The sequence below is a fragment of the Celeribacter sp. PS-C1 genome, from assembly GCF_019429625.1.
Lineage (GTDB): Bacteria > Pseudomonadota > Alphaproteobacteria > Rhodobacterales > Rhodobacteraceae > Celeribacter.
In genome coordinates this window covers 66,412-90,882 of sequence record NZ_JAHXRW010000013.1, presented here as the reverse complement: position 1 = coordinate 90,882, position 24,471 = coordinate 66,412, and the positions used below count along the sequence as shown (strand labels likewise).

Here is a 24,471-nt window from a genome sequence, read left to right as displayed (position 1 = left end):
ATCAGGCCTGTCCGTCCTCGGTCTTGAGCGCCTTGAGCCGCGCCAGATGCGCTGCCAATTGGGTCGGGCCGGGAGCGACCGAGCTTCCCATGAGCGTCAGTTGCCACATCAATTCGATCACCTCGCGCCGCAATGTCAGGCGTTTGAGCGCCGCGCGGTGATAGGCCACCGTCTCCGCATGCAGATCGTCGAACTCCGACAGCGCGGCACGGGCTATTGCTGCAGCCTCTCGCATCGGTGCGATCCGGGTATCCTCGAGGGTGTTAAAATTCCGCTCCGCCCAATAGCCCGCACCCACGGGTTTTTCCATATGATTGGGCAGACCGCGCTGGGATTTGAGAAGGAATTCCTCGATGGAGCGCGTGGAATAGTGATTGATCCAAGCCTGTTCGCCTTTGGAGGTCAGGCCAAAGAGATTGATCTTTGATTGCTGCGCGGCGAAATCCGGCGCCATGGGGCGGCCTGCGGCGGTGATCCAGCGCGCCTCTTTGCCTTTCGGGCGATGCACTCCGAGATCTTTAAAGGCTTTCGGCCGGTGCAGGGTTTTGAAGAAATGCGCGAGCGGCAGAGAGACGTCGTCTGGCGCCGCCATTGTAAAGCGCTCGGTCACCGGACGCTCGTCCCATGTGCCAAGCCCGCTGTTACCAAACAGATGCCATCTGAGCGGCATGGCGTCGGCCTCTTCGGGCAAGAGTTTCGTAAGCGGCACCTCCAGCACGAGATACTCATCGACATCGAAAAACAGCGCCAAATCTGCCTCTTTGTAGAGCGGGTGCTTGGACAGCTTTTTCATCGCCTGCCACTGTACGGCTTTCTCGCCCTCGGGGATAAACGGCAGGTGGCTGACCACCCCCGCAGCGTCCAGCGCGTCGAGCAATCTGTCGGTGCCATCCGAACAATCATGTGAGGCGATGAGGAAATGTGTGAACCCTGCCGCCCGATGGTGGGCGATCCAATCCAGAAGCCAAGGCCCCTCGTCGCGGATGCATGTGATCGCGAGTGTGTTCAAACCAACCTGTCCTCATACGCGTCTCAAGCGACCTTCGCGCTTGATTTCGTTGCAAAAGGGGTCTCACATGGCCCAGTATGTGTCAAGTTTGCCGGGTATCCTCTCATGGCCTTTCCGCCATGCATCTGGTATCGACCCGAGAGAGGCACACAGGCGTTCCGCCTCACGCGTTAGAGATAGAGCAGGTATCAGTCAGAATGGATAAGTTACCCGAAATTGCGTCGCTTTGGATCGGCGGCAAGTTGAGCTGGCTTGAACAGCTTTGCCTGAAAAGCTTTGCCGATCAGGGCCATCACATCACGCTCTATTCCTACGAGCCGATCCCGAATGTTCCGCCGGGGGTGCATACCGCCGACGCCGCCGAGATTTACCCCGGCGAGCCAATGTTGCGCCACGCGCGCACCGGCAGCCCGGCGATCCATGCCGATATGTGGCGGCTCAACCTTTTGAAGAAGACCGACAAGATTTGGGTCGATGCGGATATGTATTGCTACAAACCCTTCGACTACAGCTCGCCTTATGTTTTCGGTTGGGAGAAGCCGGGGCTGGTGTGCAACGCGGTTCTGGGTCTGCCGTCGGATAGTAAAACGCTCAATGGGCTGTTGGAGTTTTTCGAGGACGAATATGCCATCGCCCCCTGGCTCAAGCCCGAACAGATCGCCGAACTTGAGGCCGAACGCGATGCGGGCACGCCGGTGCATATGACCGAGCAAACCTGGGGCTTTACCGGGCCGTCGTCTGTGACGCATTTCTTGATCGAGACGGGCGAGATCGAACATGCGCTTCCCGAAGCCGCCTTTTATCCGGTGAGTTTCAAGGAGCGGAACCACCTGATCCTGAGCCGCTTCAAACCCGAAGAGCGCTTTACAGACGACACGCGCGGCGTGCATTTCTGGGCGCGTCGGATGAAGCCGCGGCTTGAGGAAAAGGAAAACAACACGCCCCGGCGCGGGTCCTTCATGGACGGGTTGATCAAGCGGCACGCGATTGATCCCGGCGCTGCGCCTATTCCGGCCAAGAAAGCCAATGCCAATGCCAAAGCTCCGGTGGACGATCCGGCGTTTCAGGCGCAGATCGGGCTAGAGGCGCTCAAAGGCGAGTTGTCGATGGACAAGATTTGCCGCGAGTTCCTTGTGGACAAGAAATTCGTCAAGGAATGCCGCGCAGTGATCGAACAAAAGGCAGTGACGCTTTTCGAGTGACCATGCGAGTGTGGCTCAGTATTTGAGCCGCTCCGCCACGCGGGTCAGCAATGAGGGCGCAACGGCCACAAGGATCACGATCCGCACGAGGTGGTGGATCGAGATATAGGCCACCTCCGCGTGCATCGCCAAAGCGACGAGTGACATCTCCGTCAGCCCCCCGGGTGCATAGGCCAAGAGCACCTGTTCCATGGTCTGGCCGAACACGCCGTGCAACAGCATCGCAAATCCCAAAGACAGCCCCATGGTGATCAGGGTGCCGCCCAGCGTCAGCAGAAGCATCTCCCCCACGAGCTTCGGTTTGGCACCGCGAAAGCGACAGCCCATTGTCGTACCGAGAACCACCTGCGCGATGATCACCAAGAGACCCGGCGGCGACGAATGCGTTAGACCCGTCATATGCACGGCGCCCGACAAGAGCATCGGCCCCAAAAGCCCTGGTGCAGGGAATTTGAGCTTGGTCCCGATCAAGTTGCCCAGAACGGCACAGGCCAAAAGGATGGCGCCGCTGAACAGGGTGAGGCTCTCCCCCTCCGCGTGGAGCGGCACGCCACGCACGTCATAGCCAAGAACGACGCGAAACCACAATGCGATGATCGAGATCGTCACCACGATGCGACCGGCATGCGCCAGAATGATCCGTTTTTCATCACCCCCCAAAGCGCTGCCGATCACTGTCATCTCACTGAGGCCGCCGGGCATGGCGGAGAAGAACGCCGTGACAGGATCAAGGCGCCCGATCTTCATGTAGAAGGGCACGACCAGAACGGCGGCGAGGACGAGATAGACCGAAAGCCCGGCCAGCGAGAGGCCCCATTGGCTCAGGTGGTGAAAGGTTTCCGTGTCAAAGCCTGAGCCCAACATGACCCCGATCACCGGGATTACGGTGGGCCGAAATCGCCCGGAAGTCTCAAGCGGCGCGCCAGCCATGACACAGACAAAAATCGCCAACATGGATCCGAGCATCCACGGCAGGGGCAGTCCCGCGATATAAAACCCGGTCCCGCCCAATGCGCCGATGAGCAGCGTGAGAATGTTGCGGGTTGCGCGTGTCTTATTGGAGACTTGTGTCAAAACTGATCCCGGAGAGGCCTATCGTCGCGTCAACATAACGTGGCTGTTCGCAAGGGCAAGGCAGAGAGATTTGGGATTTTGCACATGACATGCGCAGCCTGTCTGAGGTTTGCAGTCGTGAGAGGCTTTTTCCCCGGCGATCTGCCAAAGACCTGACGTCACAAAAGTTTTTCAGACCTGTCACACAGTGGTTTCAGACCCTGTGCTTTATCCCCGCCGAACACGCGAGGGGACAGATATGCTTGATGTGAAACATTTGACGAAACGGTTTGGCGAAAACACCGCCGTGGACAATGTCAGTTTCACCGTCGACCGATCGATGATGATCGGCATCATCGGCCGCTCGGGCGCGGGTAAGTCGACCTTTCTGCGGATGATGAACCGTTTGACGGATGCCACTGAGGGCGAATTGAATTTCGAGGGCCGCAATGTCCTGTCGCTCACCGGTAAGGACAAGCGCGACTGGCAATCCGATTGCGCAATGATTTTCCAACAGTTCAACCTCGTGCCGCGCATGGATGTCGTCTCAAACGTGCTGCATGGCACCTTGGGTCGCCGTTCCACGCTTGCGACCATGTTCAACCTCTATCCCGAAGAGGATATTCACAAGGCGATCGATATTCTCGGTCGCCTTGGCATTTCCGAACATGCCACCAAACGCGCCGAGGCTTTGTCAGGCGGTCAGCAACAGCGCGTCGCCATCGCGCGTGCCCTGATGCAGGACCCGAAAGTCATTCTGGCCGATGAACCCATCGCCTCTCTCGACCCGATGAACGCGCAAACCGTGATGGAGGCGCTCCGCCGCATCCATGACGAGGACGGCCGCATGGTCATCGCCAACCTTCACACGCTCGATACCGCGCGGCGCTATTGCGACCGGATCATCGGCATGCGCGACGGGCGCGTGGTCTTTGATGGCACACCTGCTCAGCTCACCACTGGGGTTGCGCGCGACATCTACGGCGCTGGTGCGGATTTTTCCGAAGCCGCCACATCCACCGAAATTCGCGATCATGAGGTTTTGGCCCAGGAAGCCTTGGAAAAGGCCGAAATTCGGGCCGCCGAAGTCGCGATCTAACGACCTTTCATCCCCGCATTTGAACATCCGCGGGAATAACCAACTGGAGACAGAGATGAAAAAACTGCTTGCTGCCGTTCTGGCCACCACTGCCCTCACGGGTGCTGCTCAGGCTCAGGAGTTCACCGAATTCCGTCTTGGCATCCTCGGCGGTGAAAACGCCCAGGACCGTGTGGCGTCGAACTCCTGCTTTGCCGACAAACTCGCCGAGGCTCTGGGCGTCGAAGTGAAAATCTTCACCCCGGCCGACTACAATGGCGTGATGCAGGGCCTTCTGGGCGGCACCATCGACGCCGCATGGATGGGCGCGTCCTCCTACGCTGGCACCTATATCGCCGACGCGGAAGCTGTCGAACCAGTGCTCGTGAAACAGAACCTCGACGGCTCCATCGGCTACTATTCCGTGGGCTTTGCCCGTAAGGACAGCGGTGTCACAACGCTCGACGACCTGAAGGGCAAGAACTTCGGTTTCGGCGATCCGAACTCCACCTCCGGCTACCTGATCCCCTCCATCGAGATCGCCGAAGCAGGCTACCCGATGGTGCCGGGCGAGTTCTTTGGCGATGTCGTCTTCACCGGCGGTCATGAGCAAACCATCGTCGCTGTGAACAACGGCGATGTGGACGCAGGCGTGACCTGGGCCGACGGTCTGGGCGAATGGGAGGACGGCTACAACTCCGGCGCGCTGCGCAAGGCTGTGGATGCCGGCCTCGTCGACATGAACGACTTCGTGCAGATCTGGCAATCCAACATCATCCCGGAAGGCCCCTTTGTGCTCCGCAAGGCGCTGCCGCAGGACGTGAAAGATATGGTGACCGAGATCACCGCGAACCTCTGGGAAGAAGATGCAGATTGCGCCTACGGCGTGGCTGCGGGCGACGCGAAAGACTTTATCCCGGTCGATCACGACACCTATGCCTCCATCGTTGCGGCGCGTCTGGCGAAATCTAACTAAGCGCCTTTGACATGAGACCCCGCGCCCTTTGTCGCGGGGTCTTCCCTTTTTGACGACTTCCCGACAGGACCACCCGACATGGCCGATTTGACTGCGGCGTCTTTGGACGTCACGCGCGCTCATTACATGGCGCTCACCCGCCAACGCCGCCTTTACGGCGGGCTCATGCTTTTGGTCTTTGTCCTTTTGATGGCTGCTGGTTTTGGCATCGCCAACGACCGCAACGCCGGAGGCTTTTTGCCCGGTCTGCCGCATATCTTCGACTTTCCCGCCGATGTGATCTCGGAAGCCTGGGAAAAGCGCGCGAACCTGCCGGGGCATCTGCTGCGCGCGTTGCCGGCTCTGATCGAGACCATCAACATCGCCGCTGTGGCGACGCTCTTGGGCGCTTTGGGGGCGGTGCTTTTGTCGATGCTTTCGACCCAGGGTCTAGCGCCTTGGCTGCGCCTTATCCCGGTGTTCCGTCGCATGATGGACCTGATGCGCGCTATGCCTGAGATCGTGATCGCCTTGGTGCTGATCTTCATCTTGGGCGGTGGCCCTGTGCCCGCCGCCATCGCCATCGCCTTTCACACCGTTGGTGCGCTGGGCAAGCTCTTCTCCGAAGTGAATGAAAACGCCGATCTCAAACCGCTCGAAGGCCTCGCTTCCGTCGGCGCCACATGGCCGCAGCGTATGATGCTGGGCCTCGTGCCGCAGGTCGCGCCGAACTGGTTCTCCTATGCTTTGCTGCGCTTTGAAATCAACATCCGCGCCTCCGCCATCCTCGGCTTTGTTGGCGCGGGCGGCATCGGCTATGAGCTCAAGAACGCGATTTCTTGGGGCAAGGGCAAATTCGATGAGGCCGCCGCGGTTTTCATCCTCCTGTTCCTCACGATCATGGTCTTTGATCAACTGTCCTCTTACGTGCGCAACCGCATGACCTACGGAGCCGCCAAATGAGCCTTGCGACCGCCGCCACACCCGTCGAAATGCAGTCCAAAGCCACGACGCTCATCGCCCGCAAACGGCTCGTCACTCTGGCCGTGCCTTTGGCGATCTTCGCCTATTTCACCTATATTTTCTTTGCCTTCGACATCATCGGCCTGCGCGAGCGCGCTCGGCTTGATAATGCCGTCGCGCTGGTCTCCGACACCTACAGCTACAAGACCCATGTCGAGCGCAACAACCGCAATGGCGAGATCGAGATTTCTGTCGAGGGCGAGCGTAAAGGCACCTATGACGCCACAAACTACCCCTCCTGGGTGACAGTGGGCGAGGAGGTAACTCAGATCGCGCTGGATGACGGCGGAAGCATCGAGATCGCGGGCGATATCGTGCGATTTGATGTTCCCGGCTTTGGCCTGATCGAAGCCATGCAATCGCGCTCGGATGGCGTGTCGTTGAACCTCGACACCGCCGATCTGCCCGACTGGATTTCCTATTCGAAAAACCGTCTGACCGTGGCGACGGATGCCGCCCGACTGACCTTGACCAAGGCGCGCACCGAGGTTTTCGTCTATGAGTTCGGTTGGGAGCTGTTCTGGTTCACGCTGGACAGCCCTTATTACGACCACAGCTTTTCCGAGATCGCCTTTGGTGACCCAATCGACCCGACCCGATCGAACTTGACCGGCGCGTGGCAGGATTTCTGGAATAACTCGATCTGGCGTCATAGTGACGTGGCTTGGGCCCTGTTTGAAACCGTGCTTATGGCCTTCCTCGGCACCTTTGGCGCCGCCATTATCGCGCTGCCTCTGGCTTTCCTTGCCGCCCGTAACTTTGCCCCCCTCGTGGCGATCCGTATGGCGGCGCGGCGGTTGTTCGACTTCCTGCGCGGTGTCGATGGGCTGATCTGGACGATCCTTCTGTCGCGCGCCTTCGGGCCGGGGCCGATGACCGGCGCGCTGGCGATCCTCTTCACCGACACCGGCTCTTTCGGCAAACTCTTCTCGGAGGCGCTCGAAAACGTCGACGGCAAACAGATCGAAGGCGTCGCCTCCACCGGTGCCAAACCGCTGCAACGCTACCGCTTCGGCGTGATCCCGCAAATCGTGCCGGTGCTCCTGTCGCAAGTGCTTTACTTCCTCGAATCCAACACCCGCTCCGCGACCATCATCGGCGCAATTACCGGCGGCGGCATCGGGCTTTTGCTGACGCAGGCGATGATCACCCATAAGGACTGGGAAGAGGTGTCGTATTACATCATCCTTGTCGTTCTTCTGGTGATGGCGATGGACAGCTTTTCGGGCTGGCTGCGGCGCAAGTTGATCAAGGGCGAGTGAGTATTTGCTGCTGCAATGAAGACATCCCTTGTCCTTTTCATTGCAGCGGCAATACTCCCGCCGGAGGCGACACAAGATTTCTGACAGGTGAGACATGCCGAAACTGAGCGCGACCGAGCCCTTTGTTCATGAGGGCGCAGAGGTGCATAATGCCACCTTTGGCGCCTATTGCGAGGTGGGCAAGGGCGCACGGGTGTTGAATTCAGACTTCCTGGATTACGCCTATTGCGATCAATTCGCGGACATTGCCAACACGACCGTGGGCAAGTTCGCCAATATCGCCGCCTTCACCCGCATCGGGCCGACGGATCATCCCTATCAGAATGCCTCCCTGCATCACTTCCTCTATCGCTCGTCCTATTATTGGGAGGATGCCGAGGACGATCCGGCGTTTTTCAAAGCGCGATCTGCGCGGCGGACCGTGATTGGCCACGACACATGGATCGGCCATGGCGCGATCATCAAGCCGGAGGTCACCATCGGCAATGGCGCCATCGTCGCCTCGGGGGCCATCGTCACGAAAGACGTGCCGCCCTATATGATCGTCGCAGGTGTGCCGTCGCAGCCGATGCGTCCGCGCTATGCAGATGGCATTGGCGAGCGGATCGAGGTGCTTGGCTGGTGGGATTGGGATCACCAGCGGCTGAGGGCAGCACTTGAGGATTTTCGTAGCCTGAAGGCCGAAGCCTTTCTCGAAAAATACGAATAAACGCCGCCGCTATTCTGCAGCCAGTGACATCCGGTGATCTGCCTGCGCCAATCGCTGCCCGGCTTGTCCGCTCATATAGGCAATGCGCCCGCCTGCGACTGTGGCTTCGATCTCACGGGTGGCTTGGTTGACCACGACAAAATCCGCCCGCTTGCCGCGCTCCAGAGTGCCACGATCCGACAGACGCATGATCTGCGCCGGGTTCGCCGAGACCATCGCCCAGGCCTTGGGCAGGGCGCAGAGCCCTTTGTCGACCATGGCCCAGACCGCGGCGATCATCGCCGGGTAGTGATAGTCCGACACCAGAGCATCGCAAAGCCCGCGTTCGATCAGTTTCTGTGCCGAGATATTGCCGGATTGCGATCCGCCACGGGCCACATTGGGCGCCCCCATCAGCACCGGATCGCCCATCGCCTTGGCGGCGGCGGCGGCTTTCTCGGAGATCGGGAATTCGGCCACACGGGCGCCCAGGATGCGAAACTGCTCCCGGGTTTCTGCGTCCGGATCATCGTGGCTACCGTAGGTGACGCCCAGGGTGTCGAAGGCTTCGGCGAGTTGCCAAAGGTGGCGCGGAACTTCGGATTTCCGTTCTTTGGCCTCGCGCAGCACCTTGATGAACTCTTCCGGCGTGCGTCCGCCGCGCTTCGCCCAGGCGGCAAATTCCAGTGGTTCTTTCTTGGCAATCTCTATGGCTTCGGGAAGGTGGTTGTTGAAAATCACGTAGTCCACGCCAAAGCGCCGGATCGCCGCCAAAAGCCGATCCCGGCTGTCGATCATATGCGTCTCGCAGCGGATTTGCAGACGTATGTCGATGGGCGCGTGGGCCTCGAAAGCCTGCATTTCCGTCAGCAATTCCTCGGCATAATCCGGGCCGCGCAAGCCGCCCTCCCAAGACCAGCATTGCGCGAACCATGCGGTGGTCACGCCGTGGGCCGCGGCATCGCGCGCCGCCGACGAGAGACCAGAGCGTATCGGGAAGGGCGCGCGCGGACGTGGTGCGATGTGACGCTCGAAGGCATCGCCATGCAGGTCGATGATGCCGGGCAGGATCATGTAGCCCGACAGGTCCACCTCTGGAAAGCGCCCGTGACCGATATAGCCGTCCTCAATGCTGAGCGGCTGGAGGCGGAGCGTGTCGTCACAGAGCACGGAGGCCCCTGTGAAACTGAGCGGCGGAAGAAGAGCCATGATGGATACCTGCGAGAAGACCTTTGGCGTTTTGCCATTGCAGGTTGTTTTACGCAGGCAATGTATCGTCCGCGTGACGACTGAAATCTTTCACAGAATTGCGAAGGTTATTCATCGGGCGTGACCAAAAGCGTGACCCGTTCGCCGGCAAACCAAGTCAGGCCCCGCTCAATCGGCACGCCTTCGGGCGTGGTGTTGAGGCTCACGGTGCGCAGCATCGGATCGCCTTCGCGCAGGCCCAGATGCAGGGCTTGGGTGGCGCTGGCGCGTTCGGCGCTGACGCGGGTCTCAGAGCGCAGGTAATCTTCGATGCCGATGGATTTGAGCGCCTGGGTGACCGAGCTGATCTCTTCGAAAGCGGCCATAAGGCCCGGCGTGCGCGCCTCGGGAAAGATCGAAATGAAATGTGCAACAGGCGCATCCCCCGAGAGCGATAGCCCTTCATAGACCAAAACGGGATCCCCCAAAGTGAGCTGAAGCGCCTCTGCCTCTGATTGGTCGCAGGGCCGGGTTTCCATGCGCAGCACTTTCTTCTGCGGTAGGCGCCCTGTGGCGCGGATGTTCTGGTGAAACCGCACACGTTTGCCGATAGGGTAATCCACCGGCGCGCTTTGCACAAAGACCCCCGCACCGCGCCGCGAGCGGGTGATGCCGCGTTCGGTGAGATCGGAAAGCGCATGGCGCACCGTGTGGCGATTGACCCCGAATCGCGACGACAGCTCGGCCTCCGTCGGGAGCTTGTCGCCGGGCCGGTAATGCCCTTTTGCGATTTCCTCAGACAGCGTTTCCGCGATGGATTTCCAGACTGGCGTGCGTGGCATGAGCGTCCCGTCACCAAAGTTTCACGAAATTACCCTTGCCGAACAGCAAAGGATCAGCAATGATTTGTCTAGTTGTATAGTAAATTAGACAACTCTGCAAGATGTCTAGACAACGCAGGATGAAAAGAGGCGACGATGGGCAAACCCGAGGCTGTACTCTCTCCCGAACAGGAGGCGCGCAAGGCGTGGATGGGGCTTTTGGCCAAGTCCGACGCCGCGCTTTTGGCCGAGCGTCTGGGCGCATTGGACCAGCCGAAGTTCGAATGGCTGCGCCGTCCCGAAGTGGGTGGCGTCATGGTGCGGGGCCGCATGGGCGGCACCGGCGCGCCGTTCAATCTGGGCGAAATGACCGTCACGCGCTGTTCTCTGCGGCTGGCGACGGGCGAGGTCGGTCATGGCTATGTGCAGGGGCGCGACAAGCGGCAGGCGGAGCAAGCCGCACTCGTGGATGCGTTGATGCAAGGGCCGCGCGCCGATGAGCTGCGCGACGCGGTTCTGGCGCCTCTGGAGGCGGCTCAGGCCGCTACCCGCACCGCACGCGCCGCGAAAGCTGCTGCGACGAAAGTGGACTTCTTTACGATGGTACGGGGAGAGGATTAATGCTGGAAAAACAAATGAGTGAGCGAAGCCTGATCGGTGCCTTCGCGACCCCGCCGCAAGACGCTGCCCGCGCGTTTCGCGCCGCTTTGGAGGCCCTCGCGCGCCCCGGCACTATCCATGAGATCAAAGGCGGTCAAGCGCCCGCGCCCGTGTCCGAAGCGGCGGCGAGCCTTTTGCTGACGCTCTGCGACCCGGAAACGCCGCTTTGCCTGATGGGCGCGCATGACACGCCAGAAATCCGCGACTGGATCGCCTTTCAAATCGGCGCGCCCATTGTTGGCCCCGCGAAAGCCATGTTCGCGCTGGGCACTTGGGACGCGTTGCAGCCGGTGACAGCTTTCCCCATCGGCACGGCGGAATATCCCGACCGCTCGACGACGCTGATCGTTGAAATGGACGCGCTGTCTCAGGACGGTGCGCAGCTCACGGGGCCGGGGATCGAAACCACGGCCAGCCTGTCATTGCCCGCCTTGGAGCCGTTTCAAATGAACGCCATGCTCTTCCCGCTGGGATTGGACTTCTATTTCACCTCGGGCACGCAGATCGCGGGTCTTCCGCGCAGCACGCAGGTCACTGACATGATGGAGGCCAACTGATGTATGTTGCCGTCAAAGGGGGCGAGCGCGCCATCGACAATGCGCATGCCTGGTTGGCCGAAGAGCGCCGGGGCGATGTCACGGTCGCGGAACTCACGGTACCGCAAATCCGTGAGCAACTCGCGCTGGCTGTCAATCGTGTGATGACCGAAGGGTCTTTGTACGATCCCGATCTCGCCGCTCTGGCGATCAAGCAGTCGCGCGGCGATCTGATCGAGGCGATTTTCCTCATCCGCGCCTACCGCACGACCCTGCCGCGCATCGGCCATTCGCATCCGGTCGAGACCGACAAAATGGCCTGTGACCGCCGGGTGTCGGCGACGTTCAAGGACGTGCCGGGAGGACAGGTTTTGGGGCCGACTTTCGATTACACGCATCGTTTGCTGGATTTTAAACTCATGGCGGAAGGCGAGGTGCCCAAGGCGGCAGAGGCTGATCCGCGTCTTGAACCGACGCCGCATGTGACGTCTTTCCTGAACAAGGAAGGGCTGATCCAGACCGAGGCAGAGGGGGACGAGATCCCGCCGGACCTCACCCGCGAGCCGCTGGAGCTGCCCGCCAACCGCGCGCTGCGGTTGCAGGCGCTGACGCGCGGCGACGAGGGGTTTATCCTGTCGATGGCCTATTCCACCCAGCGCGGCTACGGCAACAGCCACGCTTTCGTCGGCGAGCTGCGCATCGGCAAAGTCGCGGTGGAAATGGACATCCCCGAACTGGGCTTTGCCATCGAGATCGGCGAAGTGGAACTGACCGAATGCGAAACCGTGAACAAATTCGCGGGCTCGAAAGTCGAACCGCCGCAGTTCACGCGCGGTTATGGGCTGACCTTTGGCCAGACGGAGCGCAAGGCGATTTCCATGGCTCTGGTCGACCGCTCGCTGCGTTCGAAAGAGCTTGGCGTCGAGGTTTCGAACTCCCCGGCGCATGATGAGGAATTCGTCCTATATCACTGTGACAACATTCAGGCGACCGGATTCCTCGAACATATCAAATTGCCACACTATGTGGATTTTCAGTCCGAGATGGAACTGGTCCGCAAAATGCGCGCGGAGATTGCGAGCGCAAGTGCGAAGGAGGCGGCAGAATGAAGTCAGTCAAAACCGCCGTCACCGCCACTATCAAACCCATCGAAACCAGCGTTGGTGTGACTACCGGAATCTCCGAGCATAGAGTTCCGGGACTTTGGCTTGTGGCTCGCGTTATGAAAAATCAGCCCGATGATGCCAAAGCCCAAACCGGTCAACAGCACGAAAAGGTTCGGATGCGCGTAAATTTGCTCGCACATGAACTGACTGAGAATTTTAGTGTCCTGACAGACAAGTTGGTCTGGAAGGTCGTTCATAAAATACACCGTAAGCAGAAATATATGCAGTGCGCGGCTTCGCGTTTGGGAGGCGCCTATGTCTGACTATAACTTCGCCTATCTCGACGAGCAAACCAAACGGATGATCCGTCGCGCGATCCTCAAAGGCATTGCTGTGCCGGGCTATCAGGTGCCTTTTGCCTCGCGCGAAATGCCGATGCCTTATGGTTGGGGCACCGGCGGGGTGCAGGTGTCCGCCGCCTGTTTGATGCCTGAGGACGTGCTCAAGGTGATCGATCAGGGCGCGGATGACACCACGAACGCTGTCTCGATCCGCAAGTTTTTCGAGAAGACCGCAGAGATTGCGGTGACCGAGAAAACCCGCGAGGCGACGGTGATCCAGACCCGTCACCGCATTCCCGAAGAGCCGCTGACCGAGGGACAAATCCTCGTCTATCAGGTGCCGATCCCGGAGCCGTTGCGCTTTCTGGAGCCGCGCGAGACCGAGACGCGCAAGATGCATGCGCTCGAAGAATACGGGCTGATGCATGTGAAACTCTATGAGGACATCGCGAAACACGGCCATATCGCCACCTCCTACGCTTATCCGGTCAAGGTCGAAGGGCGCTATGTGATGGACCCTTCGCCGATCCCGAAATTCGACAATCCAAAGATGGAGATGGCGGCGATCCAGCTTTTCGGGGCAGGGCGCGAGCAACGGATTTACGCCGTGCCGCCCTACACCAAAGTCGTGAGCCTCGATTTCGAAGACCATCCGTTTGATCCCTCAAAAGCCAACCACCCTTGTGATCTCTGCGGGGCGGAGCACACCTATCTCGATGAGGTGATCATCGACGATGACGGCGGGCGGATGTTCGTCTGTTCCGACACTGATTATTGCGCCGAGCGGCAGGCTTTGGGCCATCGCGGGCGACTCTCCCCCTCTAATGATTTAGAGAAGGCCGCAGAATGACAATCCAACCGCTTCTTTCCGTCAAAGACATACGCAAAACCTACGGCGACAGGATCGGCTGTTCCGATGTGTCCTTTGATCTCTATCCCGGCGAGGTGATGGGCATCGTGGGCGAATCCGGCTCCGGCAAATCGACGCTTTTGAATTGCATGGCGGGGCATTTGCCGCCCGACAGCGGGCAGGTTCTGTTCGACACGCGGGATCGGGGCATGGTCGACACGCTCACCATGTCCGAGCCCGAGCGCCGGATGCTGTCGCGCACTGATTGGGCTTTTGTCCATCAACACGCGCGCGACGGGCTGCGCATGGGCGTGTCGGCTGGCGGCAATGTCGGCGAGCGTCTCATGGCGGTCGGCGCGCGGCATTACGGCAATATCCGCACGCAGGCGATTGATTGGCTCGACCGGGTGGAGATCAATGAGGATCGGGTCGATGACAAACCCAGCGCGTTTTCCGGCGGGATGCAGCAACGTCTGCAAATCGCGCGGAACCTTGTGACGGGCCCACGGCTTGTTTTCATGGACGAACCGACAGGTGGCCTGGACGTCTCGGTGCAGGCGCGGCTTTTGGATCTCTTGCGCGGATTGGTGCGGGAAATGGGATTGTCGGCGATCATCGTCACCCATGACCTTGCTGTCGTGCGGCTTTTGGCGGATCGTCTGATGGTGATGAAATCCGGCCATGTCGTCGAACATGGTCTTACCGATCAGGTGCTCGATGACCCGCAACATGCCTATACGCAGCTTCTTGTCTCCTCTGTTTTGCAGGTCTGAGACATGATTTTCGCCTATCGATCCCTTGGCGCAGGCCTCGAGAAATTGCCCAATGAGGTCGATCTTTCCGATGCTCTGTGGATCGATCTTTTGAGCCCGCAACCGGCACAGGTCGAGGCCGTGGAGGCGCTTGGCGTCTCCGTTCCGACGCTCGCGGATATGCAGGAGATCGAGGTGTCGAACCGGCTCTACCGCGAGGGCGACACCGAGGTTCTGACCATCGTGCTGCCGGGGCTCGACCGTAACAAGGAGCCGTCTTTCGGCCCCGTTGCCTTTCTGATCACGCCGGAACGGCTCTTTTCCGTGCGCTATCACACGCCGCGCCCGTTTGAGACCTATGCCATCCACGCAAGCCAATCGAGTGCGGGCTGTTCTGGGCGGCGGCGAGTGTTTCTGGGGCTGATCGAAGAGATCATCGCCCGCCTTGCCGACTTGCTCGAAGGCGTTGGGGTGGCGGTTGATCTGCAATCGCATATCGCCTTTCGCAACCCCGCGCCACGAGGTGACGAGTTGGCGGATGCTCTGCGCGCGCTTGGCAAACAAAGTGAACAGGTCGCGAAGTACCGCCATGCACTCTTGACGGTGGAACGCGCTCTGTCGAGCTTCGGGCTTGGTCTTGAGGCCGAAAAGGACAAGCCGCTGACGAGCATTCTCAAGGCGCAGGTCAAGGATTGTCAGGCGCTCACCGTGCATGGCGATTTCCTCTCCGGCCGGATCGCGCAGCTGACCGATGTGATGCTGGGTCTCATCAATCTGGAGCAAAACGACACAAGCCGCATTCTCTCGGTCGTGGCCGTTCTGTTCCTGCCGCCCACTTTGGTGGCCTCGGTTTACGGGATGAACTTCCCCTTCATCCCCGGCCTCGACAGCCCCTACGGCTACCTGATCGCCACCGCTCTTATGATCGGATCGGCGCTTGGCACTTACCTTCTCTCGAAATGGAAAAACTGGCTGTAATCTCATGATCAAGATCGACAACCTCTCCAAATCCTTTACGCTCCACAATCAGGGCAGCGCAGTGATCCCGGTCATGCAAGGCGCCACATTCGAGGTCGCGCCAGGTGAATGCGTCGCGCTCACCGGCAATTCGGGCGCCGGGAAATCGACGCTGATGCGGATGATCTACGGCAATTACCTCTCGGCCTCGGGCCATATCTGGGTCGGGGATACGGATGTCGCCACGGCTGAGCCGCGCGAAATCATCGCTTTGCGCAGGGCCACCCTGGGCTATGTCTCGCAATTCCTGCGCGTCGTGCCCCGTGTGCCGACGCTTGAGGTGGTCGCTGAGCCGCTGCTCACGGTTGGCGTGGATAAGGAAACGGCCTTTGCCAAGGCCCGCGATCTCTTGGCGCGTTTGAATATCCCCGAAACCCTCTGGGGCCTTTCGCCCACGACATTCTCCGGCGGCGAGCAACAGCGGGTGAACATCGCGCGCGGCTTTGCGCATGACTATCCGGCGATGCTATTGGACGAACCCACCGCCTCCTTGGATGCCACCAACCGCGAAACGGTGCTGAGCCTGATCGAAGAGGCCAAGGCACGCGGGGCGGCGATTATCGGCATTTTCCACGACACCCCCGCCCGCGAGCGTGTGGCGGATCGGGAGATCAACGTCTCCGATTTCACCCCCGCACAGGCGGCCTGAACGATGGTCGGGCGTCTCTATGCCATCGTCGGCCCCTCGGGGGCGGGCAAGGACACGTTGATCGAGGCCGCATTGGAACGGCGGCGCGATTTGGCTGTCGCCAAACGCGTGATCACTAGGCCCACCGAAGCGGGCGGCGAGGATTTCGAAGGCGTCACCGTCGAGGAATTCGACCGCCGTCTGGAGGCCGGAGAGTTCGCACTTCATTGGGAGGCGCATGGATTAAAATACGGCGTGCCACTCGCGATTGAGACTGCGCTGAACGAGGGCCGCGATGTGCTGTTCAACGGCTCGCGCGCGATCCTGCCAGAGGCTTACGCGCTCTATCCCAATATGGGGGTTCTGCTGATCACCGCCTCGCCTTCGGTTCTCGCAACCCGTTTGGCGGCCCGTGGTCGCGAAAGCCGCGAGGAGATCGAGAAACGTCTGGCCCGCGCCGAATACGACATCGCGCCCGGCCTGCCGGTCAGGCGCGTCGAAAACGATGGCGCACTCGATGAGGCTGTGACGTCGTTTCTCGCAGCACTTCAGCCGGAGAGGGTGTAACGGTGCAGCAAATGAAACCGGCCATCCTCCGCCTCGCCGAACAGGCACAGGTCCTTGATCTCGAAGGGCCGGGGCAGGAGCGAGGTGATCACCGGGGTGAGGGCTTTGGCTGTGGCCTCGGCCTGCGCTTCGGTGAGTTTGCCGGTCAGGGTCAGGTGGAATTTGAATTCCTCCATCACGTAAGGATAGCCCCATTGGCTCAGCAAAGCCTCCTGCCGCGGCGAAAGCCCCGCCGCGCGGCGACGTGCCAATTCGGTCTCAGACGGCTGCGCGCGATGCGGGTCGAGCGTAGCGACCACCTCTCCGGCCAGCGTCTCCAACGCGCTCAGATCGCCCACAGGCGTCAGCGCCAGAAAACCGCCGATGCGGGTGAGCGTGAGACCCTCCAAAACGACAGGCTTATGCGCCGAAGCGAAGGCTTCGAGATCGGCCATCAACTCGGCGCGTGTGCCGGTCAGGCGAAACGGTGGTTTGAGCGTGCCGTGAAACCCGTATTTGCGCGGCGTCGCGGTGATCTCGGAGACGGGCAGGGGCAGGCCGTCCACGATGGGATGCGGCAGCTCTATGCCGTCGAAAGCATCCCAACCCAGCCAATGCGCACAAAATGCGGCAAATTTCCCCGGCGGCGGGGCGTAATAGACCGCGTATCTTTTGAATTCATCCATGGCGCTGTCCTATCTGGTCCCTGTCACATCCATGTGACATGGATCGGGCAATGAAGCGCCTCTGACAAGGACGATGTGATGACCGATTTTACTTTGACCAATGCAAGGATCGTTTTGGAGACGGAGGTGATCCAAGGCACTCTGCGTGTCGAAAATGGCAAAATCAAAGATGTGAGCGCTGGCGGCACAGCGGTGCCGGGCGCCGTCGATGTGGGCGGCGATATGGTGATCCCCGGCCTCATCGAGCTTCATACTGACAACCTCGAGCGCCATATCGAACCGCGCCCCAAGGTCGACTGGCCGCATCAGGCAGCGATCCTCGCCCATGACGCCGAACTCGCCTCTGTGGGTATCACCACCGTGTTCGATGCCATGCGCGTGGGGTCCATTCACCGCCGCAAGGGTGACGCGGGCTATCACAAGTACGCCCGCAGCCTGTCGAAAGAGGTGATGCATCTGCGCGATCTGGGCGCGTTGAAGATCAGCCATTTCCTGCATCTGCGGGCAGAGGTCTGTTCGGAAACCTTGGAGGCCGAACTGGCTGAGTTTACGCCGGAGGATCGTGTGGGTCTTGTGTCCCTCATGGATCACACGCCGGGGCAACGGCAGTTTCGCGACATTGAGAAACTGCGTGATTATGTCCAGAAAAAGCGCGGCATGACGGACACCGAGTTCGACGACCATGTCGAGCACCTCTATGAACTGCGCGACACCTATGGCGCACGGCATGAAAAGGTCGCGGTCTCCGAGGCGCGGCGTCTAGGGGCTGTTTTGGCCTCCCATGACGATACCACGGCGGATCACGTCGAGGTCTCGCGCAAGAACGGCGTGCGGGTGGCGGAATTTCCGACCACGGTGGAGGCGGCGCAGGCCTGTAAACTTCATGGCATCGCGGCGATGATGGGCGCGCCGAACCTCATTCGCGGCGGCTCGCATTCCGGCAATGTCGCGGCGCATGAGCTGGCGGAGCGCGGGTTGCTGGACATTGTCTCCTCGGATTACGTGCCCTCCGCGCTGATGACTTCGGCGATTTTGCTGGCGGATCTGTGGGACGATCTGCCTCGTGCGATCGCCACCGTGACCGCCAATCCGGCGGAGGCCGTGGGCCTCTCGGATCGTGGTCGAATCGCGCTGGGGCTTCATGCTGATCTGGTGCGGATCACCCGAATCGAAGGCACTCCGGTGGTTCGGGGCGTCTGGTCGCATGGGCGTCAGGTCGGCTGATCCGCTGCGTTTCGGCACATTTCCAAGAGGCGGAGCCTTGTCGTTTCGCCTCTTAAATCGCAGCTTTTGTGGAAATCCTGCGTAAAGTTTAATCAAACCATGCTGCATCCGCGAAAAAACTGAGGGTAAGGCCACATAAGGGGCTTGCCGGATCACGCGGGTTTCCTAAAAGCTGACTTCAACGAGTGATGCACTCGCATGTCGCAAGGACGCGACGTGACCCACATATGCCCCTCTGATCCGGGGCCCGCAGCAACGGCGCTGCATTCTCACCAAAAGACAATCTGGCTCATGTGAGCCGAGTTTCTGAGAGGAAGTGCCGCTATGACTGCTCAAAAGCAAAAACTTGTTATCGTTGGAAATGGCATGGCCCCAGGCCGGATGCTCGAGCATCTGTTCGAAGTGAGCGACCACTATGAGGTCACCATCTTCAACGCCGAGCCGCGTGTGAACTACGACCGCATCATGCTCTCGCCGGTTCTGTCTGGCGAAAAGACCTATGCCGACATCATCATCCATGGCGAAGGCTGGTATGCCGAGCATGGCATCACGCTGCATCAGGGCGACAAGATCACCGAGATTCGTCGCCATGAGCGCAAAGTGATCTCCGAGAGCGGGATCGTGGCCGAGTACGACAAGCTTGTCATCGCCACAGGATCCAACCCCTTTATCATCCCCGTGCCGGGATCGGACTTGCCGGGTGTTCTGGCTTACCGCGATCTCGATGACACCGACGGCATGATTGCCGCCGCTGAAAAGGGCGGGCGGGCTGTCGTGATCGGTGGCGGTCTGCTTGGCCTTGAGGCGGCTGCGGGTCTGAAACTGCGCGGCATGGAGGTGACTGTCATTCACCTGATGCCGACGCTGATGGAGCGTCAGCTCGACACCGCCGCCGGGTATCTTTTGCAAAAAGAACTGGAGAGCCGTGGCATCGAAGTGCTCTGCGAAGCGAACACCAAACAGATCATCGGCTCGAAGAAGGTCGAGGGTGTGGAACTTGCCGACGGTCGTGTGATTGACGCCTCCCTCGTGGTGATGGCCGTCGGCATCCGTCCCAACGTGACGCTGGCGCAAGAAGCGGGCCTTGAGGTCAATCGCGGCATCGTCACCGACGCGACGATGAAAACCTCTGACCCGAACATCTATTCCGTGGGGGAATGTGTGGAAGTGGGCGGCATGGTCTATGGCCTTGTCGCCCCACTTTACCGCATGGCCAAAGTGGCCGCCGAGCATTTGGCCGGCCCCTCTGATGCCGCCTTTGCCCACGCAGAGACGCCGACAAAACTCAAAGTCACAGGCTGCGACCTTTATTCCGTCGGCGATTTTGCCGAAGGCGAAGGGCGCGAAGACATCGTGCTGCGCGATGCGCAACGCGGGACCTACAAACGGGTCATCCTCAAAGACAATAAACTTATCGGAGCAGTGCTCTACGGCGATGTCGCCGATGGGGCGTGGTACAACCAGATGCTGGTCTCGGGCGACGATGTCTCCGAGATGCGCGAAACCCTGATCTTTGGTCAGGCCTACCAAGGCGGCGGTTCGGTTGATCCACTGGCGGCGGTTGCGGCCCTGCCGGATGACGCGGAGATCTGTGGCTGTAACGGCATCACCAAGGGGATGATCGTCAAGGCCATCACCGACAAGGGCCTGACCTCTCTGGCCGATGTGCGCGCGCATTCCAAGGCCTCTGCGTCTTGCGGCACCTGCACGAACTTGGTCGAAGGCATCATGGGCATCACCTTGGGCGATGATTTCGTCATCCCGGCGGCGCAGGGCATGTGCGGCTGCACCAGCCATAGCCACGGCTTTGTCCGTCGCATGATCAAGGCGAAGGGCCTCAAATCCATCCCCGCCGTGATGCAGGAGCTGGAATGGACGACGGCCGAGGGCTGTGCCAAATGCCGCCCGGCGCTGAACTACTATCTCGTGGCCGACTGGCCGGGCGAATACAAAGACGATCAGCAGTCGCGGTTCATCAACGAACGCGTTCACGCCAACATCCAGAAAGACGGCACTTATTCTGTCGTGCCGCGGATGTTCGGGGGCATGACCACGCCCGATGAGCTGCGTGCGATTGCCGATGTGGCGGACAAATACGACATTCCGACCGTCAAAGTGACCGGCGGTCAGCGCATCGACTTGCTCGGCGTGAAAAAAGAAGACCTGATCCCGGTCTGGGCCGATCTTAACGCGGCGGGCATGGTCTCGGGGGCCGCATATGCGAAAGGTCTGCGCACCGTGAAAACCTGTGTCGGAACGGATTGGTGCCGCTTTGGCACTCAGGACTCGACGGGTCTCGGTATCAAACTGGAGAAAGCGCTCTGGGGCTCGTGGTCTCCGGCAAAACTCAAGCTCGCTGTCACCGGTTGCCCGCGCAACTGTGCCGAGGCGACCTGTAAGGACATCGGCATCATTTGCGTCGATAGCGGCTATGAAATCGTCTACGGCGGCGCTGCGGGCCTTCATATTCAAGGCACGACCGTGCTGGGCAAAGTCGCAACCGAAGAAGAGGTCATGGAGACTGTCTGCGCGCTGACGCAATATTATCGCGAGACCGGCTTCTACCTTGAGCGCATCTACAAATGGGCGGATCGGCTTGGCTACGATCACATCAAAGAGGTGATCTACGACAATCTGGACGAGCGCAAAGCCTTCGCCGAACGCTTCCGCTACTCGCAAGAATTCGCGCAGGTCGATCCCTGGGCCGAACGTGTTGCGGGCGCCGAAGCCCATGAATTCAAACCCTTGGCCACCCTCAATCTGGAGGCAGCAGAATGAATATGCAGAGCAAAACCTGGATTGAAGTCGGCACATTGAACGACATCCCGCGTCAAGGCGCGCGCTGTGTGAAGAATGGCGAGATGACCATCGCCATCTTCCGCACCACGGACGACCGCCTTTTCGCCCTCGAAGATAAATGCCCGCATAAGAACGGGCCACTGAGCGATGGTATCGTGCACGACGGCTGTGTCACATGCCCGCTCCACAACTGGGTCATTTCCCTCGAAACCGGCGCCGCGCAAGGTGCCGATGAGGGGATGAGCCTGACCTTCCCGGTCAAACTGGACGGCGAGACCGTATTGCTCGGTCTCTGAACTTTATCACGGTACGGGCTCTCGGGCTCACGGAAAGACTGCACGCATACTCAATGCGCTGCAAACGGTCTCCTCATGCCTGATGAGGTGAAGGGGCCAACATCAAAGAACAAACCAAACAGGGACAATTCAATGGCTTATGTACAACCCAAGGAATTCGCCGCCAAAATGGTCGATGCGGGCGAATCCAAGATCTTCATGGCGACCAAAGACACGCTGATCCGCGCCTATATGGCGGGCGCAATCCTCGCACTGGCCGCCGCTTTTGCCGTGACCATCGCGGTCAACACCGGCAACTTCCTCGTGGCCTCTCTGCTCTTCCCGGTGGGCTTTTGCACGCTCTACCTTCTGGGCTTTGACCTTTTGACCGGCGTCTTCACGCTGGCACCTCTGGCCGTTATCGCGAAGCGCCCGGGTTGCACCTGGAAAGGCGTGTTCCGCAACTGGGGACTCGTGTTCGTTGGCAACTTCGCGGGGGCGATGACCACCGCAATCCTGATGGCAATCATCTTCACCATGGGCTTTTCTCAGGAACCCAACGCCGTCGGCCAGAAAATCGGCTCCATCGGCGAAGCCCGGACGCTTGGTTACGCCGCTGCCGGTGGTGCGGGTCTCCTGACTGTCTTCGTCCGTGCGATCCTGTGCAACTGGATGGTGTCCACCGGTGTCGTTGCCGCGATGATGTCCAACTCCGTGTCGGGCAAAATCATGGCCATGTGGATGCCGATCATCGTGTTCTTCTATCTGGGCTTCGAGCACTCCATCGTGAACATGTTCCTCTTCCCCTCGGGCATCATGCTGGGCGGTGAATTCACATGGGGCGACTACTTCATGTACAACGAGATCCCGGTGGTTCTGGGTAACCTCGTCGGCGGCCTGACCTTTGTCGGCGGCATGATCTACGCCACCCACTTCAAGGAATCGCCGAAGCGCAACGCCTCGACTGCTTCCGTGCAGGGCGTGCCGGCTGAGTAATCGGACTTCCCCGAACAGGCTCCGCGACAGCGGGGCCTGTCTTTTTTGTGAGGCCATACCATGCCGAAAGACGCCGCATCGACAAAGCTCACGGTTTCGATTGGTCAGTTTTCGGAGGCTGGTCGAAAACCTGAAAATCAGGATTTTTGCGGGTTACGGGTGCCCGAAGGCAGCGCGCTTTCTCTCAAAGGGATTACACTGGCTGTCGCCGATGGCATTTCGTCGAGCGCCACAAGTGCAGAGGCCGCCGAGGCCAGTGTCACCGCGCTTTTGACAGATTACTACGCCACCTCGGACGCCTGGACCGCACGCACGGCGGCGACCACTGTGATCTCCGCCACCAACGCCTGGCTCTACGGTCAGAACGCCGCTTTGGGAGACATGAATGCGGGCAAGATTTGCACGCTCTCCTCGCTGATCTTTAAAGGCCGTGACGGGCATATCTTTCACTTGGGCGACAGTCGGATTTACCGGCTGGTTGGCGAGGCGCTTGAGCCTTTGACCACAGATCACCGCGCGGTGCTGTCCAACGAAGAAAGCTATCTCGCGCGCGGCATGGGATTGGACGCTCAGGTTGCGGTCGATTATCGGCGGGTGTCGCTGACCCTCGGTGATGTCTTTGTGCTTGCCACCGATGGGGTGCATGAGGTGATCGAGGCGGCGGATGTGATCCGCGCGCTGGAGGCCTCCAGTCTCGATACGGCGGCGGCGCAACTCGGCCAAATCGCCTATGAGCGAGGCTCTAAGGACAACCTCACCGTGATGTTCGCCCGCGTCGAAAGCCTGCCCGAGGCGGAGCTGGAACTGGACCTCGCCAAACTGCCCCTGCCGCCCCTGCCCAAGGCGGGCGATGTGATCGACGGGTTTCGCATCCTGCGTCCGGTCAATTCCACCGCGCGCTCGCATGTCTTCCTCGCCGAGGGGCTTATGGGTGAAAAAGTCGCGCTGAAAATACCGACCGTGGAAATGGCCGAAGACCCCGCCTATCTCAACCGCTTCGTCTTGGAAGAATGGATCGCGCGGCGTCTGACGTCCTCTCACGTGCTGCGCGCCGCCACGGCTCCCGCAGAGCGCAGCGCGCTCTATGTGGTCACCGAATGGGTCGAGGGCCGCACGCTTCGGCAGTGGATGGACGACCATCCTGCGCCCGATCTCGACAAGGTGCGCGACATTATCAGCCAGATCGTCGTGGGCCTGCGCGCTTTTCACCGCAAGGAAATGTTGCATCAGGATTTGCGGCCCGAGAACATCATGATCGACGACGCGGGCACGGTGAAAATCATCGACTTGGGCTCGACATCCGTCGCCGGGGTGGAGGAGGCCACTGCGGGAGTTCTGGGCCATATGCCCGGCACCTTTCAATACACGGCACCCGAATATTTCTCCGGCGATTTCGTTACCTGGCGGTCGGATCAATATGCCTTGGGCGTCATCGCCTATGAGATGCTGACCGGGCGTTTGCCCTTTGGTGCCGAGGTGGCGCGCATCCAGACCCGGCGCGATCTTTTGCGCCTGACCTACCGCCCGGTGCGCGACGACGACAGCCCCGTGCCCGCCTGGATGGACGCCGCGCTAAAACGCGCGACCCAGCCCGACGCCGCGCGGCGCTATGAGGCGCTCTCGGAATTCGTGGCCGAACTGAAACGCCCTGGGCAAAGCTGGGATGCCGCGCGTCATGTGCCGCTGATGAAAAAGAACCCTGTGCGGTTCTGGCAAGGGGTCTCCGCCGTATTGGCGGTGATCGTGATCATCCTCACAACACTCATCATAAACTGA

At 60.2% G+C, this 24,471-nt stretch carries 25 protein-coding genes; 20 read left to right on the top strand and 5 right to left on the bottom strand.

What is annotated here, in order from left to right:
• Position 1 precedes the first annotated feature (1 nt).
• Positions 2 to 1,009 (bottom strand): glycosyltransferase family 2 protein, encoded by a 1,008-nt coding sequence (locus J5Y17_RS16470; RefSeq protein ID WP_219786653.1) that lies wholly within the window; start codon positions 1,007 to 1,009, stop codon positions 2 to 4.
• A 197-nt stretch (positions 1,010 to 1,206) separates the two neighbouring features.
• Between J5Y17_RS16470 and J5Y17_RS16465 the strand changes: the two genes are divergently transcribed.
• The gene (locus J5Y17_RS16465; protein WP_219786651.1) at positions 1,207 to 2,211 is read left to right on the top strand and encodes a hypothetical protein; all 1,005 of its coding nucleotides are present in this window, start codon (positions 1,207 to 1,209) and stop codon (positions 2,209 to 2,211) included.
• 15 nt (positions 2,212 to 2,226) lie between these two features.
• On the opposite strand, the gene J5Y17_RS16460 is transcribed toward J5Y17_RS16465, so the two are convergent.
• Complete coding sequence (locus J5Y17_RS16460; protein WP_219786650.1) at positions 2,227 to 3,285, bottom strand: AbrB family transcriptional regulator; 1,059 nt, start codon at positions 3,283 to 3,285, stop codon at positions 2,227 to 2,229.
• Between the two features lie 238 nt (positions 3,286 to 3,523).
• Here J5Y17_RS16460 and phnC point away from each other — a divergent pair, with 238 nt between their 5' ends.
• From phnC to J5Y17_RS16435, 5 genes are all read left to right on the top strand, one after another.
• Positions 3,524 to 4,363, top strand: coding sequence for a phosphonate ABC transporter ATP-binding protein (gene phnC / locus J5Y17_RS16455; protein WP_219786648.1), 840 nt, complete (start codon positions 3,524 to 3,526; stop codon positions 4,361 to 4,363).
• Positions 4,364 to 4,418: 55 nt separating this feature from the next.
• Complete coding sequence (gene phnD / locus J5Y17_RS16450) at positions 4,419 to 5,318, top strand: phosphonate ABC transporter substrate-binding protein (protein WP_219786646.1); 900 nt, start codon at positions 4,419 to 4,421, stop codon at positions 5,316 to 5,318.
• Between the two features lie 78 nt (positions 5,319 to 5,396).
• Positions 5,397 to 6,260, top strand: coding sequence for a phosphonate ABC transporter, permease protein PhnE (gene phnE, locus J5Y17_RS16445; RefSeq protein ID WP_219786644.1), 864 nt, complete (start codon positions 5,397 to 5,399; stop codon positions 6,258 to 6,260).
• Positions 6,257 to 7,582 (top strand): phosphonate ABC transporter, permease protein PhnE, encoded by a 1,326-nt coding sequence (phnE, locus tag J5Y17_RS16440; RefSeq protein WP_219786642.1) that lies wholly within the window; start codon positions 6,257 to 6,259, stop codon positions 7,580 to 7,582. Before phnE (J5Y17_RS16445) ends, phnE (J5Y17_RS16440) begins: the two co-directional genes overlap by 4 nt.
• Before the next feature lie 94 nt (positions 7,583 to 7,676).
• Positions 7,677 to 8,291: a chloramphenicol acetyltransferase gene (locus J5Y17_RS16435; RefSeq protein ID WP_219786640.1), complete on the top strand. Its 615-nt coding sequence runs from the start codon at positions 7,677 to 7,679 to the stop codon at positions 8,289 to 8,291.
• A 9-nt stretch (positions 8,292 to 8,300) separates the two neighbouring features.
• Here the strand turns inward: J5Y17_RS16435 and J5Y17_RS16430 are convergent, their stop codons facing one another.
• Together J5Y17_RS16430 and phnF are read right to left on the bottom strand one after the other, a co-directional pair.
• Complete coding sequence (locus tag J5Y17_RS16430; RefSeq protein WP_219786638.1) at positions 8,301 to 9,479, bottom strand: alpha-D-ribose 1-methylphosphonate 5-triphosphate diphosphatase; 1,179 nt, start codon at positions 9,477 to 9,479, stop codon at positions 8,301 to 8,303.
• A 107-nt stretch (positions 9,480 to 9,586) separates the two neighbouring features.
• The gene (gene phnF, locus J5Y17_RS16425; RefSeq protein ID WP_219786637.1) at positions 9,587 to 10,300 is read right to left on the bottom strand and encodes a phosphonate metabolism transcriptional regulator PhnF; all 714 of its coding nucleotides are present in this window, start codon (positions 10,298 to 10,300) and stop codon (positions 9,587 to 9,589) included.
• 135 nt (positions 10,301 to 10,435) lie between these two features.
• Between phnF and phnG the strand changes: the two genes are divergently transcribed.
• From phnG to phnN, 9 genes are read left to right on the top strand one after another with little or no spacing between them, the layout of a single operon-like run.
• Positions 10,436 to 10,900, top strand: coding sequence for a phosphonate C-P lyase system protein PhnG (gene phnG / locus J5Y17_RS16420; protein ID WP_219786635.1), 465 nt, complete (start codon positions 10,436 to 10,438; stop codon positions 10,898 to 10,900).
• A gap of 14 nt (positions 10,901 to 10,914) precedes the next feature.
• Positions 10,915 to 11,496 carry a phosphonate C-P lyase system protein PhnH gene (phnH, locus tag J5Y17_RS16415; protein WP_219786633.1) on the top strand — a complete coding sequence of 194 codons (582 nt, stop codon included), beginning with the start codon at positions 10,915 to 10,917 and terminating at the stop codon, positions 11,494 to 11,496.
• The gene (locus tag J5Y17_RS16410; RefSeq protein ID WP_219786631.1) at positions 11,496 to 12,584 is read left to right on the top strand and encodes a carbon-phosphorus lyase complex subunit PhnI; all 1,089 of its coding nucleotides are present in this window, start codon (positions 11,496 to 11,498) and stop codon (positions 12,582 to 12,584) included. The genes phnH and J5Y17_RS16410 overlap by 1 nt, the downstream gene beginning before the upstream one ends.
• Entirely contained in the window at positions 12,581 to 12,904 is a 324-nt protein-coding gene (locus J5Y17_RS16405; protein WP_219786629.1) for a hypothetical protein, read from the top strand. The genes J5Y17_RS16410 and J5Y17_RS16405 overlap by 4 nt, the downstream gene beginning before the upstream one ends.
• On the top strand, positions 12,897 to 13,772 hold the full coding sequence (locus J5Y17_RS16400) for an alpha-D-ribose 1-methylphosphonate 5-phosphate C-P-lyase PhnJ (protein ID WP_219786627.1): 876 nt from the start codon (positions 12,897 to 12,899) through the stop codon (positions 13,770 to 13,772). Before J5Y17_RS16405 ends, J5Y17_RS16400 begins: the two co-directional genes overlap by 8 nt.
• A 2-nt stretch (positions 13,773 to 13,774) precedes the next feature.
• Complete coding sequence (phnK, locus tag J5Y17_RS16395; RefSeq protein WP_219786684.1) at positions 13,775 to 14,545, top strand: phosphonate C-P lyase system protein PhnK; 771 nt, start codon at positions 13,775 to 13,777, stop codon at positions 14,543 to 14,545.
• Positions 14,546 to 14,548: 3 nt separating this feature from the next.
• The gene (locus tag J5Y17_RS16390) at positions 14,549 to 15,502 is read left to right on the top strand and encodes a CorA family divalent cation transporter (protein ID WP_219786625.1); all 954 of its coding nucleotides are present in this window, start codon (positions 14,549 to 14,551) and stop codon (positions 15,500 to 15,502) included.
• Positions 15,503 to 15,506: 4 nt separating this feature from the next.
• Entirely contained in the window at positions 15,507 to 16,190 is a 684-nt protein-coding gene (phnL, locus tag J5Y17_RS16385) for a phosphonate C-P lyase system protein PhnL (RefSeq protein WP_219786624.1), read from the top strand.
• Positions 16,191 to 16,193: 3 nt separating this feature from the next.
• Positions 16,194 to 16,736: a phosphonate metabolism protein/1,5-bisphosphokinase (PRPP-forming) PhnN gene (gene phnN, locus J5Y17_RS16380; RefSeq protein WP_219786622.1), complete on the top strand. Its 543-nt coding sequence runs from the start codon at positions 16,194 to 16,196 to the stop codon at positions 16,734 to 16,736.
• On the opposite strand, the gene J5Y17_RS16375 is transcribed toward phnN, so the two are convergent.
• A complete protein-coding gene (locus J5Y17_RS16375; RefSeq protein ID WP_219786620.1) occupies positions 16,718 to 17,401 on the bottom strand; it encodes a DUF1045 domain-containing protein in 684 nt (227 codons plus the stop codon). The genes phnN and J5Y17_RS16375 overlap by 19 nt on opposite strands.
• Positions 17,402 to 17,479: 78 nt before the next feature.
• On the opposite strand from J5Y17_RS16375, the gene J5Y17_RS16370 reads away from it, so the two are divergent.
• The 5 genes from J5Y17_RS16370 (at position 17,480) to J5Y17_RS16350 (ending at position 24,471) form a co-directional block, all read left to right on the top strand.
• Entirely contained in the window at positions 17,480 to 18,625 is a 1,146-nt protein-coding gene (locus tag J5Y17_RS16370) for an alpha-D-ribose 1-methylphosphonate 5-triphosphate diphosphatase (protein ID WP_219786618.1), read from the top strand.
• Positions 18,626 to 18,949: 324 nt separating this feature from the next.
• On the top strand, positions 18,950 to 21,403 hold the full coding sequence (nirB, locus tag J5Y17_RS16365; protein WP_219786616.1) for a nitrite reductase large subunit NirB: 2,454 nt from the start codon (positions 18,950 to 18,952) through the stop codon (positions 21,401 to 21,403).
• Positions 21,400 to 21,720 carry a nitrite reductase small subunit NirD gene (nirD, locus tag J5Y17_RS16360; RefSeq protein WP_219786614.1) on the top strand — a complete coding sequence of 107 codons (321 nt, stop codon included), beginning with the start codon at positions 21,400 to 21,402 and terminating at the stop codon, positions 21,718 to 21,720. The genes nirB and nirD overlap by 4 nt, the downstream gene beginning before the upstream one ends.
• Positions 21,721 to 21,852: 132 nt before the next feature.
• Positions 21,853 to 22,695: a formate/nitrite transporter family protein gene (locus J5Y17_RS16355; RefSeq protein WP_219786613.1), complete on the top strand. Its 843-nt coding sequence runs from the start codon at positions 21,853 to 21,855 to the stop codon at positions 22,693 to 22,695.
• 60 nt (positions 22,696 to 22,755) lie between these two features.
• Complete coding sequence (locus J5Y17_RS16350) at positions 22,756 to 24,471, top strand: bifunctional protein-serine/threonine kinase/phosphatase (RefSeq protein WP_219786610.1); 1,716 nt, start codon at positions 22,756 to 22,758, stop codon at positions 24,469 to 24,471.